Here is a 13,291-nt window from a genome sequence, read left to right on the forward strand (position 1 = left end):
GCGATGACTACCCCCTTGAACGGCATAGCCCCCCTGTCCCACCTGGGCGTGATTCGCGTGGAAGGCGAAGACGCCGCCAAGTTCCTGCACGGCCAGCTCACCCAGGATTTCGCCCTGCTGGGCATGGACCAGGCCCGCCTGGCAGCGTTCCTGTCCGCCAAGGGCCGCATGCAGGCCACCTTCATCGGCTTCAAGCGCAGCGCCAGCGAGATCCTGCTGGTCTGCAGCCGCGACCTGCTGCCGCCCACGCTCAAGCGCCTGTCGATGTTCGTGCTGCGCTCCAAGGCCAGGCTGACCGACGCCACCGCCGACTTCGCCCTGTACGGCCTGGCGGGCGATGTGGTGCCCGGCGGCGGCCAGCCCGCCTGGACCAAGGCCGACGTGGGTGCCGCCTCGGTGGTCCACCTGTATCCCGCCGACGGCCGGCCGCGCGCGCTCTGGGTGGCTCCCGCGGCAGAACCCGCGCCCGCCGGTCCCGCGATGGAACCCGCCCTGTGGCTCTGGAGCGAAGTGCGCAGCGGGGTGGCAACGCTGACCACCCCGGTTGTCGAGGCCTTCGTGCCCCAGATGCTCAACTACGAGTCCGTGGGCGGCGTGAACTTCAAGAAGGGCTGCTACCCCGGGCAGGAGGTGGTGGCGCGCAGCCAGTTCCGGGGCACGCTCAAGCGCCGCACCTACATTGCCCACGCCCCGGCCGATGTGGCGGTGGGGGCCGAAGTGTTCGCCGTGCCGGACCTGGAACAGCCTTGCGGCACCGTCGTGCAGGCCGCCCCGGCACCCGGTGGCGGCACCGACGCCCTCGTGTCGCTGCAGATCGCCGCCGCGCAGGGTGGTGCCCTGCAGGTGGGCAACGTGCAGGGCGTGCCGCTGGCGCTGGCGCCCCTGCCGTACGAGCTGCTCGCGGACATCTGACGCCCGCGGGCAGGACCGGGCCGCTGCGGGATCAGGCCACGCCGCTATGCATTCAGGAGCATCCCGCGCTTGATGCGGGGCGGATCCAGATACGAATCCCCCCAGGGCCGTTTGCAGGAAAGCGCGAGGCGCTTTCTTTTTGATAGCAAAATCTACCAGCGCCGCGCCATGGCGATGTGGGCGATGCCCGCCTCTTCCCAGGGCTCGCCCACCACGGCGAACCCCGCGCGGCGGTAGAAGCCTTCCGCGCTGCGCTGGGCGTGCAGGCGCACCTCGCCGTCGCCACGGGCCCGCGCGGCGGCCACCAAGGCTTCCAGCAATTGCTGGCCCCACTGCGCGCCGCGCACGGAGCGGTCCACCGCCATGCGCCCGATGCGGCCCACGCCGGCCGCCTCCTGCAGCAGCCGCCCCGTGGCCACGGGCATGCCCAGGCGGTTGTAGAGCACGGCGTGGCGCGCGCTGGCGTCCAGGGCATCGGCCTCGATGTCCGCGGGAATGCCCTGCTCGCGCACGAAGACCGCGGTGCGCAGGCGCCCGGCATCGCGGCCCAGCGTGTTCCAGTCGCCGGTCTTGACCTCGGCCATCGCGGCGCCGGCCTCGAAGCCCTCGAAGATGGAGCGCAGGCTGTCAGGCACCGGGCGCGAAGTCTGCGTGGCCGGGTCGGCGAACACATAGACCAGCTCGCCCGAGACGAGCAGCTGGTCGCCGCTGAAGATGCCCGCCTGGAACAGGCTGGACGAATTGCCCACCCTGGCGCAGCGCAGGCCCACGTCCAGCGTGTCGTCCAGACGCGCCGACGCATGGTATTCCAGCGTGGCCTTCTTCACGTACATCTCGCCGTCCAGGGCCAGCATGCCCGCTTCATACGGCAGCGCCAGCGCCCGCCAGTAGTCGGACATCGCCGTGTCGATGTACATGAGGTAGTGTGCGTTGAACACGATTTTTTGCATGTCCACCTCGGCCCAGCGCACGCGCAGGCGGTGAAAACAGCGGAAGTCACTGCGTTGCATGGATAGATTCACTCCGTGGTTTGAAAGAACGCCTGGCGCAGCGCCCGGGCCGCATCGGCATGGGCGGTGCGCGCCTCGGGAATGGCACGGCCCATCTTGATGAATTCATGGGTCACCCCGCGGTAGATCTCCAGGTCCACGGGCACGCCGGCGAGCCGCAGCTTGTCCGCATAGTCCACGCCCTCGTCCACCAGCGGGTCGCATTCGGCCAGGCCGATCCAGGCGGGGGCCACGCCGTCCACGTCGGGGGCGTGCAGCGGGGCGAAGCGCCAGTCCTCGCGCTCGGCGCGGCTGCGCACATAGTTGCCAAAGAACCAACTGATGGCAGGCTCTTCCAGCACCAGGCCACGCGCGAACGTGGCATGCGAGGGCGTGTCCTGGTGGGCCGCGCAGCCCGGGTAGAACAGCAGCTGCAGCGCCAGCGGCAGGCCCGCGTCGCGCGCCAGGATGGCGTTCACGGCGGCCAGTGTTCCGCCCGCGCTGTCTCCGCCCACGGCCATGCGCGCCGGGTCGGCGCCCAGTTCGCGGGCGTGGGCAGCAAGCCATGCGAGCGCATCCCAGGCATCGTTGCTCGCGGTGGGAAAACGGTGCTCGGGCGCGAGCCGGTAGTCCAGCGACACCACCATGCAGCGGCCCAGGCGCGCCAGCTCGCGGCACAGGATGTCGTGCGTGGCGATGTTGCCGATGGTGAAGCCGCCGCCGTGGGTGTACAGCAGCACTGGCAGGCCCGCCTCCGTGGTCGGTGCGTACAGCCGCGCGGGCAGCGCATGGCCGTCGCGCGCGGGGATGTGCAGGTCCTCCACCCGTGCCAGGGCCGCCTTGGGCACCTCCAGCACATCGGCGCCCGCCTGGTAAGCCGTGCGTGCGTCCTGGGGCGAGCGGGTGTGCAGCGGGGGGTGCCCCGCGCGCGCCATGCGCTCAAGCACGCTGCGCATCTGGGGGGTCAGGCGGGTGTGGTGGATGTGCAGTTCGGCCAACGGTCAGGATCTCGGCAACAGGAGGAAGCCCGCGCAGGCGGGCAGCCCGCGGGTCGTTTGTTTGTTTGTTTGTTGTTACTTGAAGGTCACGCGCACGGGCGCGGCGCCCGGCAGGCCGTCGTAGGTCGCTGTCACCGCCAGGCCCGCCTTGGGCGGCAGCAGCGGCGAGAACGAACCCAGGCTGATCAGGTCGCCCGGCTGCATCGCCAGCCCCTCCTGCGCGAGGGCGCCCGCGAGCCACACCACGGCATTGAGGGGATGGTCCAGGATGTCGCTGCCCTTGCCACCGCCCAGGCGCGCACCCGCGCCGTCGGCCAGCGACACATTCATGTCGGCCAGGGCCTGCAGCATCGCGAAGCGCTCGGCCCGGTAGGCCGGCACGGGCAGCGGCGCGCCCGCCACGCCCAGCCGCGCACCCACGTTGATGGCCGTCACGCCGGCGCCATTGAGCTTGGGCGGCGCCTGCACCATGAGGTCTGGCAGTTCGATGAAAGGGATGACCTGGTCCACTGCTTCCAGCACCTCCATCGGCGTCCTGGCATGGTTGATGGCGGTGCTCTTCACCCGCACCAGCATGTCGGCTTCGTACAGCGGCCGGGCGCCGAAGGCCGCGTCCACGGTGGCGCCACTGGGCAGGACCATGCCTTCATAGAGCTTGCCCCACACGGGCTTGTCGGTGTTGAAGCGCTTTTGCACCGCAGGATTGGTAAGGCCGGCCTTGTAGCCCACGACCTTGCCCAGACGCTGCGCCAGCAACTGGTTGACCTTGGCGCGGGTGCAGGCGCCATCGGCGTCCGACAGGTCCTCGGGGTTGGCGGCCGGGGTCTTCGCGGTGTAGTGGGCCACCAGCTCGGCGGCCTGGGCATCGGTCAGGCAGCCGGCCTGCGCGGATGTCGCAAACGCGACGAATGCACCGGCCAGTGCGAGCGGAATGAGGGTTTGCTTCGTGGTCATCGGTGCCTCCGGGTTGTAGAGTCTTTGCAGCAATCGTAAACGTAACTTCCACCTTCACCATGGCTTTCATCTACTACGTCACCCAGATCCAGTTCGAGTTCGGCGCGGTCAAGCTGCTGCGACAGGAATGCGAGCGCGTCGGCATCACACGCCCCCTGCTCGTGACGGACCCCGGCGTGAAGGCCGCTGGTGTCCTGCAAAAGGCGCTGGACGCCCTGCCTGGCATGACCGTGGCGGTGTTCGACCAGACGCCCTCCAACCCCACCGAGGCCGCCGTGCGCGCCGCCGTGGCGATCTACCAGGCCGAGGGCTGCGACGGCCTGATCGCCGTGGGCGGCGGCTCGGCCATCGACTGCGCCAAGGGCATCGCGATCGCCGCCACGCACGACGGGCCGCTCACGCACTACGCCACCATCGAAGGCGGCTCGCCCCGCATCACCGAGCGCGCCGCGCCGCTGATCGCGGTGCCCACCACCAGCGGCACCGGCAGCGAGGTGGCGCGCGGCGCCATCATCATCGTGGACGACCACCGCAAGCTCGGGTTCCACTCGTGGAACCTGGTGCCCAAGACCGCCATCTGCGACCCCGAGCTCACGCTGGGCCTGCCGCCCATGCTGACCGCCGCCACGGGCATGGACGCGATCGCCCACTGCATGGAAACCTTCATGTCGGCCGCCTTCAACCCGCCGGCCGACGGCATTGCCCTGGACGGCCTCACGCGTGGCTGGGCCCACATCGAGCCGGCCACGCGCAACGGCAGCGACCGCGAGGCGCGCCTGCACATGATGAGCGCGAGCATGCAGGGCGCCATGGCCTTCCAGAAGGGACTGGGCGCCGTGCACTCGCTCAGCCACAGCCTGGGCGGCGTGAACCCGCGCCTGCACCATGGCACGCTCAACGCCATGTTCCTGCCCGCCGTGGTCCGGTTCAATGCCGGCGCCGAATCGGTGCGCAACGAAAAACGCCTGGAGCGCATGGCCCACGCCATGGGGCTGGGCGCGGCGGGCGACATCCCCGAGGCCATCCGCGACATGAACGCCCGCCTGGGCCTGCCCACGGGCCTTGCCGCCATGGGCGTGACCGAAGGCATGTTCGACGACATCATCAGGGGCGCGCTGGCCGACCATTGCCACAAGACCAACCCCCGCATCGCCACGCCCGAGGAGTACCGCGAGATCCTGAGCCAGTCGCTGTAGGGCCCGCTCCCGTCCCCCCGGCTTTCGCCAGCCCCCCGCCGCGCCTGCCCCGCTGGCGCGCCGCGCGGCCAGCGGGCGGCGGCCCCCCCCTCGCCGCGCCCGCGCGCCCGCAACGCACCCCCAGCCTTCCCCCGGGCGAAGCCCGGCGGGATTGCGCTACCCCGGGTGCCGCACACCCCCTGCCCACACGCTAGACTCCGGTCGGTCAATAATTAATTAACAATTCATTACCCTGGGGTTTTGGGGGGAGGGCCACGACCGATGCGCACCGGAAATCTCAGTACCTGGCTCCTGCGGGGCACCTATCCCCGGCTGTACGTTCCGATTGTCCTGATCATCCTGCTGGTCAGCGCCGTGCGCTACCACTACCTGATGGCCGCGGAAACCGACGAAGTCCGCCGCCATGCCGCCACCGAGCTGCGCCGGGCGGGCGATGCGCTGCTGCCCGGGGTGGCGGCCCTGCCCGCTTCGGAGCACGAAGCCCAGGCCACGCTTTTGCATGAAGGGGTCGCCCGCTTCGGGCCGGGCGTCCAGTCGGTGAAATGGCAGGTGGGCGGCGGGCCCGTCATCGATGTCCAGGCGCCGCCCCTGCGCGCATCGGCCCCGGGATGGTTCGCAGAGTGGGTGCGCATCGCGCCGCCCACGCAGCAGTTCGGGCAGGCCGTGCCCGGCGGCCAGACCGGGCGGCTGACGGTGACGCTGCAATCCGCGCCCCTCGTAGGCCAGATCTGGAGCACCGTCGTGGTGCAGCTGCGCATCTCGGCGCTCAATATCTTCACGATCCTGTTCCTGCTCACGCTGCTGCTGCGGGCCAATGCGCGCATGCTGCGGCGGCTGGCCGAAGCCACGGACGCGTTCCGCCACGGCCATCTGGACACGCGCATGGAAGTGACCGGCACGCTCGAATCACGCGCCATGGCGGCCACCTTCAACGACATGGCCGGCAAGGTCCAGTCGCTCGTGCTGTCGCTGCGCGAAACCCAGCACCTGCAAAGCGAGCAGCTGCATTTCACGCGCCAGCTGATCGACGCGCTGCCCCTGCCCGTCTTCGTGCGGGACGCCAATGGCGCCTACCTGGAAGTCAACCGGGCCTGGCAACGGCTCTTTCACACGCCCGCCAGCGCGGGCACGGCCCCCGCATCCCCCCCGGCGTACCCCGAAGAGCTGGCGCCCGCGCGCTCCGCGCAGATCGCGCAGGCGCAGGACAACGAGATCCGCATCCACCCCGCCAACCACCAGCCGCCCCGGGACATGGCCTACTACGAAGCCCCGTTCACCACCACGCGGGGCACACTGGCCGGCACCATCGGCACGCTGGTCGACGTGACCGAACGCAAGCGCGCGCAGGAGGCCCTGCGCGCCGAGAAGGAGCGTGCCGAGGTCACGCTCGCCTCCATCGGCGACGGCGTGATCACCACCGACCTGGCCGGCTGCATCGAGACCATCAACGAAGCCGCGCAGCTCATGACCGGCTTCACGGCGGACCAGGCCCTGGGCCGTCAGCTGGACGACGTGTTCCGGCTGTACCAGGAGCTCGCGAGCCGCAATGCCAGCTCGGCCGCGGAGCGCGAGACCGTGCCGGGCGCCCTCCACCAGGTCGCGCACGAGGTGCTGATCCACCGCTCCGGCGAGCGCTACGCCATCGAGTACACCGCGTCGGCGATCCGCAAGGGCGACGGCACGGCCGTGGGCTGCGTGCTGGTGTTCCGCGACGTGACCGAGACGCGCAACCTGCGCCACCAGATCTCGTGGCATGCCCGCCACGATGCGCTCACAGGCCTGTACAACCGGACGGCGCTGGCCGAGCGCCTCACGCACGCGATCTTCGTCGCCCGACAGAAAGGCCTGCTGCTGGCCGTGTGCATGCTCGACCTGGACCATTTCCAGGCCGTGAACGACACCCACGGCAACCGCGTGGGCGACCGGCTGCTCAAGGAAACCGCGCGGCGCCTGGGCGCGTTCATCACGCCCCAGGACGCGGTGGCGCGCATGGGGGGCGACGAGTTCGTGCTGCTGCTGGGCGAGCTGCCGGACGTGCCCGCCATCGAGGCCCGCGTGGGCGTGCTCATGCAGCAGTTGGCCGCCCCCTACGCCATCGACGACCGCGTGCTGCACACCACCGTGAGCGTGGGCGTGGCCGTGTTCCCGCAGGACGACGCCAACCCCGACACCCTACTGCGCCACGCCGACCAGGCCATGTGCCAGGCCAAGGGCTTCGGCCGCAACCAGATGCACGTGTTCGACGTGCAGCTGGACCATGCCGTGCAGACGCAGCACACCCGCCAGACGCGCGTGGCCCAGGCCCTGCACGGGGGCGAGCTGGTGCTGCACTACCAGCCCAAGGTGCACCTGCGCACCGGCGAGATCCTGGGGCTGGAGGCCCTGCTGCGCTGGCAGCATCCCGACCACGGCCTGCTGGGCCCGCAGCATGTGCTGCCGCTGATCGAGGACGCAGAGCTGGAGGTGGAACTGGGCGAATGGGTGCTGCGCCAGGCCCTGGCGCAGATGCGGCAATGGACCGATGCCGGCATGCAGTGGGAGGTGAGCGTGAACATCTCCGCGCCGCACTTCCACCGGCCCAACTTCGTTGAGCGGCTCAAGGACATCCTGCACACCTGCCCGGAGGTCTCGCCCACCCGCCTGGAACTGGAAATCCTGGAATCCGCGGCCCTGCAGGACATGCAGTACATGCGCCAGATGATGCAGAACTGCCAGCTGCTGGGCGTGCGCTTCGCCCTGGACGACTTCGGCACCGGCTTCTCCTCGCTGTCCTACCTCAAGCGCCTGCCGGCCGAGACCATCAAGATCGACCAGTCGTTCGTGCGCGGCATCCTGGAAGACGGCGACGACCTCACGCTCGTGGGAGCCATCGTCGCGCTCGCCACGGCCTTTCAGCGGCACGTGGTCGCGGAAGGGGTGGAGACCGCCGAGCAGGCCGCACGGCTGCTGGAGCTGGGCTGCGAGCGTGCCCAGGGCTTTGGCATCGCCCGGCCCATGCCCGCGCACGAGGTACTGACCTGGGCACGGCAACACACGGCCCGCCACGCGGCCCGGGCCGTGCAGGATGCGGCACGGCGGCCTGCAGCGACCTGAGCGGCCCCTACAGCGGGTGCACGGCGTTCATGTCCGGCCGCGCCAGCCACGCCTGCCACTCGTCCACCAGCTGCTGGCTGGCCCGCGTGGCCGCCAGCCAGGCCTTGGCGCGCGCGGCGCTGTCGGCGCCGTAGTGCGTGAAGTCGTTGCGGTCGGGCAGCTTGGCGTTGGGCAAGCTGCGCACCCAGTCGGGGCTGGGCGACAGCACCACCATGTTGTCCAGCGCAGGCGTGGAGCGGTGGCGCCACTTGAGTCCCTTGTCCAGCCAGCCGGGCACCACGCGGTGCTGGAAATGCGGGTACAGCACCAGGCCGGGCGAGGCAGCGGGGTCAGAATTCAAGTCTTTTTGGCCTCCAGCGCTGGATGGAAAAGCGCTATCAGCTATTAATTCAATAGCATTCTGCTTTTGCCTGCCATAGGCCAGGTGCAGGTGGTAATCGGTGATGCCCCCGTCCCAATACGCCCCACGGGGCGCACCCGGAATGTTGTGCACCGCCTGCAGCACAAACGGGATCGAGCAGCTGGCCTGCAGCGCCTGCATGAAGTTGCCGTTGCTGAGCAGCACCTGCCGCGTGCGGTAGTCCGAGGTGCCAAAGGGCAATGCAGCACACGCAGCCCCCGCCCCCTCGGCGAAGGTACCGGACGCATCGGACGAGGAGAACACCACCCGTTCCAGCCACGCCCCCATCGCCTTGCGGTGCACCGTGTTCGTCAGAAAGGCTCCCAGATAGCCCAGCGGCGTGGCCACGCGGTGCTCGCGCCCCAGCAGGTGCCGCCCCCGCGAGGTGACGATGTGCAGGCGGTAGCGCGGGTGGTTCAGCACCTCGTCGATACGCCCGCCATAGAACGCCTGCAGGTTCTGGCCAAACCGCTCGCTCACGTGGGCCGCCGACGGGCGCTTCTTGCCGGGCGGCAGGTCGTAGTCCTGGTGGATGTAGTCGTGCTCCAGCCGCTCGAAGGCCGCCACCGGCTGCTGCAGGCAGGCCGTGGCCATGCGCCAGGCGCCAATCGACGCGCCCACCAGGTCCACCGGCTGGCGCGCCTGGGCCAGCCATTCGCCGAAGATGAAGCGGTCCAGGGGGCCCAGGATGAGCCCCTTGGGGCCACCGGCCGCTGCGGGGATCACGCCCACGTCGCCCGGCCGCAGGCCGTGGTTTTCAAGGTGCTGCCAGGCGCGGGGGCCGGCATGGATGCGCAGGGCTTTCATGGACGGCATTGTCGCAAAGCACCGCGCCCCGGCGTGTCGCGCAAGGTGCCCGGGCCGGGCGCAAGCACCCCGGTTCGCAAACCCGCTGTCAGACCACGTAGTCGGCGGCCTCGGGCCGGGCCGTCCAGTCGATGGGGTCCTGCTGCAGCACCATGTCGATGTCCAGCCCCAGGGTCAGGCCGACCTCGCCGGGGAACGATACGGCCATCTCCTTCTCGCCCAGCTCCGCCTCGCGGGCCCGCGCGCGCCAGGAGGCCAGGTGGATCACTCCCGCCAGGGGCTCGTAGGCGTTGTTGTCGAACGGCACGCTCTGGTGCTGCAGCGCATCGACCACCACCTCGGGAAGCTGCCAGCGGCGCGCCAGCCCGGCCGTCACATGGCCATAGCAGTAGCCGAAGATGCGCTGCTCGATCTTGCCGCGCCGCAGATCGAATGGCGCCACCAGCGTGTTGACCGACTGCGCCTTTTCCGGGTCGGCCAGGTGAATGACCAGCTCGCCCAGCGCGTGCAGCAAGCCCGCGGTGTATGCGGCGATCTGGTCCTGCTGCGCGATACCCGCCAGCGACCGCGCCAGCTTGGCCGTGTTGAGGCTGTAGCGCCAGAACTGCTGCATGTTCACTCCGGGCACCGAGCGGGAGGTGGTGCCCAGCGGTGCCGAATTGACCAGCGAGCGCACCTGGGCCGTGCCCAGCAGCGCCAGGGCCTCCGGGATGCCCGCGATCTGGCGCGGCAACTGGAAGGTGGGGGAATTGGCCAGCTCCAGCAGTCGCCCGGCCAGCGCCGGGTCCGTGCCAAAGAGCTGGTTCAGGCGCCGCAGGCTGGGCTCTTCATGGGCCAGTTCGCTCATCAGCAGCGCCACCGCCCGCGGAAGACTGGGCAGAGCCACTGGTTGTGCCAGCAATGCGTTCAACTCCATGGGGTCAGGCGCCAGAGTTTCGATTGCTGGCGATTATGGCCCCCATCACCCCCCAATCCGTCAACGGCCCTTCGCCTGTTGCAACTTGGCGAATGCCGACGCCATGGCCGACTGCTGCGCGGGCTCGGGGGCACGGCGCTGCGGCTGCGCGTAGCCCCGGCCAGCGCCCTCGAACCGGTTGTCGCGGGGCGCGCCCCGCTCCCCGCCCTGGCGCGGCGGCGCGGCATCGAGCTTCATCGACAGGCCGATGCGCTTGCGCTCCACATCCACCTCCATGACCTTGACCTTCACGATGTCGCCGGTCTTGACCACCTCGCGCGCGTCGTTCACGAACTTGTGCGCCAGCTGGCTCACGTGCACCAGGCCGTCCTGGTGCACCCCCAGGTCGATGAAGGCGCCGAACTGGGCCACGTTGCTCACCGTGCCCTCCAGGACCATGCCTTCCTTGAGGTCCTTGATGTCCTCCACGCCGTCGTTGAAGCGCGCCACCTTGAAGTCCGGGCGCGGGTCGCGGCCGGGTTTCTCCAGCTCGGCCAGGATGTCCTTGACGGTGATCACACCAAATTTCTCGTTGGCGAACAGCTCGGGCTTCAGGGTCTTGAGCATGTCGGCACGGCCCATGATCTCGGCCACCGGCTTGCCGGTCTTTTCCATGATCTGCTCGACCACCGGGTAGGTCTCGGGGTGCACCCCCGTCACGTCCAGCGGGTTGTCGCCGCCGCGGATGCGCAGGAAGCCCGCGCTCTGCTCGAAGGTCTTGGCGCCCAGGCCCGCCACGTCCATGAGCTGCTTGCGGCTCTTGAACGCGCCGTTGGCCTCGCGCCAGCGCACCACGGCCTTGGCCACGCTGCCCGACAGGCCCGACACGCGGCTCAATAGCGGCACGCTGGCCGTGTTCAGGTCCACGCCCACGGAGTTCACGCAGTCCTCGACCACGGTGCCCAGGGTACGGGCCAGCTCGCTCTGGTTCACGTCGTGCTGGTACTGGCCCACGCCGATGCTCTTGGGATCGATCTTCACCAGTTCGGCCAGCGGGTCCTGCAGGCGGCGGGCGATGGAGGCGGCACCGCGCAGGCTCACGTCCACATCGGGCATCTCTTGCGACGCGTATTCGCTGGCGGAATAGACGGATGCACCGGCTTCGCTCACCACCACCTTTTCAATCACACGGTCCACCTTGGCCGCCAGCTTGATGAGGTCGGCCGCCAGCTTGTCGGTCTCGCGGCTGGCCGTGCCGTTGCCGATGGCGATCAGGTTCACGCCGTGCTTCTCGGCCAGCTTGGCCAGGGTGTGCAAAGAACCTTCCCAGTCGCGGCGCGGCTCGTGCGGGAACACGGTGGCGGTCTCGACCAGCTTGCCCGTGGCATCGACCACGGCCACCTTCACGCCGGTGCGGATGCCGGGGTCCAGCCCCATCACCACGCGCGGGCCTGCAGGCGCCGCCAGCAGCAGGTCGCGCAGGTTGTCGGCAAACACCTTGATGGCGACCTTCTCGGCGTCGTCCCGCAGGCGGGCGAACAGGTCGCGCTCGGTCGACAGCGACAGCTTCACGCGCCAGGTCCAGGCCACGCTCTTGCGGATCAGGTCGTCGGCCGGGCGGCCTGCATGGCTCCAGCCCAGGTGCAGGGCGATCTTGCCTTCGGCCAGGCTGGGCTTGCCGGGCTCGGGCTCCACGGGCAGCACCAGCTTGGCTTCCAGGATCTCCAGCCCCCGGCCGCGGAACACGGCCAGCGCGCGGTGCGACGGCACGCGGCCAATGGGCTCGTCGTATTCGAAATAGTCGCGAAACTTGGAGACCTCGGGGTCGTTCTCGTTCTTGCCCTCCACCTTCTTGCTGCGCAGCAGGCCCTCGGCCCAGAGCCATTCGCGCAGGTTCTGCACCAGCACGGCGTCTTCGGCCCAGCGTTCGGACAGGATGTCGCGCACACCGTCCAGCACGGCCGGCACGGTCGAGAAATCGGCGCCCGTCTTGCCGTCGTCCAGCACTTCGGGCGGCCGCGTGAAGGCCGCGGCCTCGGTCGTCGGGTCCAGCGTGGGGTCGGCAAACAGCTTGTCCGCCAGCGGCTCGATGCCGAACTCGCGGGCCATCTGGCCCTTGGTGCGGCGCTTTTGCTTGAAGGGCAGGTAGATGTCCTCCAGCTCCTGCTTGGTGGGCGCCTGTGCAATGGCCAGGCGCAGGGCATCGGTCAGCTTGCCCTGCTCGTCGATGCTCTTGAGCACGGCGGCGCGGCGGTCTTCCAGTTCGCGCAGGTACGACAGGCGCGCTTCGAGTTCGCGCAGCTGGATGTCGTCCAGCCCGCCGGTCACTTCCTTGCGGTAGCGCGCGATGAACGGCACCGTGGCGCCGCCATCGAGCAGCTCCACCGCTGCGCGCACCTGGGATTCACTGACTTTGATTTCTGCGGCCAACTGCCGGACGATCTGCTGCATGGGGGGGCGAACTCTCTGAGACTCAATCAAACAAAACGCGAAGCGCGCGAGTTTGCCACAGGCACTTTTGGTAACAGGCCGATTCGCGGCGGACAGAGCCATCCCGCCGTCTGCCCAGGCCACGCCCGCAACCTCCCTAGAATGCCCAGGCTTGGCAACCCTTGCTGTCCATGAACTCTGCAGCCCCCTTCCCCATCCGCACCGAATGCCCTCCCGGCACCTGCGTGTGCGGCCGGGATGCACTGCTGGAGGCGCCGGGCGGCGATGTCCGCATCCTGCGCCTCACGCGCAACGAGGAAAAAAAACTGCTTGAGCGGCTGGAAAACCTCACCAGCCTGAGCGACCTGCGCCGCCTGCTGGGCCGCATGGAAGACCAGCTGGGCGTGCGCCTTTCCATCACCCCCAGCCCCCATGAGGTGCGCAGCCTGCGGGGCATTGCGATCCTGGTGCTGGAGCAGCCCGGCCTGTGCCGCAAGACCCGCCAGGCGATTCCCGCCGCGATCCGCAAGAGCATGGACCAGCACCCGGAAATCACCTACGAACTGCTGAACGAAGGTGGACTGTTCGCGGGCCTGTGACCTCCTCTGCGGCACCCC

Annotated in this window: 10 protein-coding genes; 4 read left to right on the forward strand and 6 right to left on the reverse strand. The window is 69.4% G+C overall.

Annotated elements, in window-relative coordinates:
* Nucleotides 1–3: 3 nt before the first annotated feature.
* Complete coding sequence (gene ygfZ / locus AC1RCS_RS15985) at nucleotides 4–912, forward strand: CAF17-like 4Fe-4S cluster assembly/insertion protein YgfZ (protein ID WP_369642615.1); 909 nt, start codon at nucleotides 4–6, stop codon at nucleotides 910–912.
* 152 nt (nucleotides 913–1,064) lie between these two features.
* Here ygfZ and AC1RCS_RS15990 read toward each other — a convergent pair whose 3' ends face one another.
* The 3 genes from AC1RCS_RS15990 to AC1RCS_RS16000 form a co-directional block, all read right to left on the reverse strand.
* On the reverse strand, nucleotides 1,065–1,922 hold the full coding sequence (locus AC1RCS_RS15990; RefSeq protein WP_218294799.1) for a YbgC/FadM family acyl-CoA thioesterase: 858 nt from the start codon (nucleotides 1,920–1,922) through the stop codon (nucleotides 1,065–1,067).
* A gap of 8 nt (nucleotides 1,923–1,930) precedes the next feature.
* On the reverse strand, nucleotides 1,931–2,899 hold the full coding sequence (locus tag AC1RCS_RS15995; protein ID WP_492245355.1) for an alpha/beta hydrolase: 969 nt from the start codon (nucleotides 2,897–2,899) through the stop codon (nucleotides 1,931–1,933).
* 75 nt (nucleotides 2,900–2,974) lie between these two features.
* Nucleotides 2,975–3,853 carry a 2-keto-4-pentenoate hydratase gene (locus AC1RCS_RS16000; RefSeq protein WP_369642617.1) on the reverse strand — a complete coding sequence of 293 codons (879 nt, stop codon included), beginning with the start codon at nucleotides 3,851–3,853 and terminating at the stop codon, nucleotides 2,975–2,977.
* A gap of 59 nt (nucleotides 3,854–3,912) precedes the next feature.
* Between AC1RCS_RS16000 and gbd the strand changes: the two genes are divergently transcribed.
* Together gbd and AC1RCS_RS16010 are read left to right on the forward strand one after the other, a co-directional pair.
* Nucleotides 3,913–5,049, forward strand: a complete 1,137-nt coding sequence (gbd, locus tag AC1RCS_RS16005; protein WP_218294796.1) for a 4-hydroxybutyrate dehydrogenase — start codon at nucleotides 3,913–3,915, stop codon at nucleotides 5,047–5,049.
* A gap of 261 nt (nucleotides 5,050–5,310) precedes the next feature.
* Nucleotides 5,311–8,142, forward strand: coding sequence for an EAL domain-containing protein (locus AC1RCS_RS16010; protein ID WP_492245356.1), 2,832 nt, complete (start codon nucleotides 5,311–5,313; stop codon nucleotides 8,140–8,142).
* 7 nt (nucleotides 8,143–8,149) lie between these two features.
* On the opposite strand, the gene AC1RCS_RS16015 is transcribed toward AC1RCS_RS16010, so the two are convergent.
* The 3 genes from AC1RCS_RS16015 to AC1RCS_RS16025 form a co-directional block, all read right to left on the reverse strand.
* Nucleotides 8,150–9,349, reverse strand: a complete 1,200-nt coding sequence (locus AC1RCS_RS16015) for a patatin-like phospholipase family protein (RefSeq protein WP_492245357.1) — start codon at nucleotides 9,347–9,349, stop codon at nucleotides 8,150–8,152.
* A gap of 88 nt (nucleotides 9,350–9,437) precedes the next feature.
* Complete coding sequence (locus tag AC1RCS_RS16020; protein WP_218294793.1) at nucleotides 9,438–10,265, reverse strand: HDOD domain-containing protein; 828 nt, start codon at nucleotides 10,263–10,265, stop codon at nucleotides 9,438–9,440.
* A 60-nt stretch (nucleotides 10,266–10,325) separates the two neighbouring features.
* Nucleotides 10,326–12,695, reverse strand: coding sequence for a Tex family protein (locus tag AC1RCS_RS16025; RefSeq protein ID WP_492245358.1), 2,370 nt, complete (start codon nucleotides 12,693–12,695; stop codon nucleotides 10,326–10,328).
* Between the two features lie 170 nt (nucleotides 12,696–12,865).
* On the opposite strand from AC1RCS_RS16025, the gene AC1RCS_RS16030 reads away from it, so the two are divergent.
* On the forward strand, nucleotides 12,866–13,273 hold the full coding sequence (locus AC1RCS_RS16030; RefSeq protein ID WP_492245359.1) for a hypothetical protein: 408 nt from the start codon (nucleotides 12,866–12,868) through the stop codon (nucleotides 13,271–13,273).
* The last annotated feature ends 18 nt before the right edge of the window (nucleotides 13,274–13,291 follow it).

The sequence above is a fragment of the Acidovorax sp. GW823-FHT01C06 genome, from assembly GCF_058798375.1.

What these genes read in the sequence shown, in the direction of transcription:
- AC1RCS_RS16020 (WP_218294793.1), bottom strand. Translation starts at nt 10,265, where the DNA reads ATGGAGTTGAACGCATTGCTGGCACAACCAGTGGCTCTGCCCAGTCTT.
- AC1RCS_RS16010 (WP_492245356.1), top strand. Translation starts at nt 5,311, where the DNA reads ATGCGCACCGGAAATCTCAGTACCTGGCTCCTGCGGGGCACCTATCCC.
- AC1RCS_RS16025 (WP_492245358.1), bottom strand. Translation starts at nt 12,695, where the DNA reads ATGCAGCAGATCGTCCGGCAGTTGGCCGCAGAAATCAAAGTCAGTGAA.
- AC1RCS_RS16030 (WP_492245359.1), top strand. Translation starts at nt 12,866, where the DNA reads ATGAACTCTGCAGCCCCCTTCCCCATCCGCACCGAATGCCCTCCCGGC.
- gbd (WP_218294796.1), top strand. Translation starts at nt 3,913, where the DNA reads ATGGCTTTCATCTACTACGTCACCCAGATCCAGTTCGAGTTCGGCGCG.
- AC1RCS_RS16000 (WP_369642617.1), bottom strand. Translation starts at nt 3,853, where the DNA reads ATGACCACGAAGCAAACCCTCATTCCGCTCGCACTGGCCGGTGCATTC.
- AC1RCS_RS15990 (WP_218294799.1), bottom strand. Translation starts at nt 1,922, where the DNA reads ATGCAACGCAGTGACTTCCGCTGTTTTCACCGCCTGCGCGTGCGCTGG.
- AC1RCS_RS16015 (WP_492245357.1), bottom strand. Translation starts at nt 9,349, where the DNA reads ATGAAAGCCCTGCGCATCCATGCCGGCCCCCGCGCCTGGCAGCACCTT.
- ygfZ (WP_369642615.1), top strand. Translation starts at nt 4, where the DNA reads ATGACTACCCCCTTGAACGGCATAGCCCCCCTGTCCCACCTGGGCGTG.